Genomic DNA, 568 nt, shown 5'->3' on the forward strand with positions numbered 1-568 from the left:
ATGCCGAGCAGCGGGCTCGCCCCGGCGAGCGCCTCACGCACCAGGCGGCGGGTCGCCGGGAGCCAGGGCGCACGCGCGTCGTCGTCCGGCAGGAAGCCGCCGCCGAGCACGAGCAGCGGGCGCCCGTCGAGGGAGTCGGGCAGCTCCTCGCCCTCGTACGGATGCAGCACCTGCACGTCGAGGCCGGCCTCACGCAGCCAGGTGCCCATCCGCCCCGGCCCGCCGTGCGGGGTGTGCTGCACGGCCAGCACCCGCATGTCCCACTCCCTCGCCCCTGCTCGTACTGATCACAGCAGCAGAGCAGGACCCGGCACACCGCGTCAACGCCGCTGCGGCCGCTTTACGCTGGGACGCATGCTCTCTCCCTCCTCCGCAGCGGCTCGCCTCACCGGGCGGCGGGTCGTCGAGGAGCGCACCCGGTCCGGCGCGCTGACGGAGGTCGTCCTCGACGACGGACGCGTGGTGATGGCCAAGCACGCCGACGACCCCGGCGCGGCGCACGCCGAGGCGGCCGGGCTGCGCTGGCTCGCCGAGGCCGGCACCGTCGCCGTGCCCGTGGTGCACGGGT

At 76.1% G+C, this 568-nt stretch carries 2 pseudogenes; one reads left to right on the forward strand and one right to left on the reverse strand.

What is annotated here, in order from left to right:
• Positions 1-257: pseudogene (locus G3I40_RS26725) on the reverse strand (type 1 glutamine amidotransferase); the annotation flags it as partial.
• Positions 258-354: 97 nt separating this feature from the next.
• Between G3I40_RS26725 and G3I40_RS26730 the strand changes: the two are divergent.
• Positions 355-568 (forward strand): annotated as a pseudogene (locus G3I40_RS26730) (fructosamine kinase); the annotation flags it as partial.

Origin of the sequence: Streptomyces sp. SID14478, from assembly GCF_010548525.1 — a bacterium.
Classification (GTDB): Bacteria; Actinomycetota; Actinomycetes; order Streptomycetales; family Streptomycetaceae; genus Streptomyces.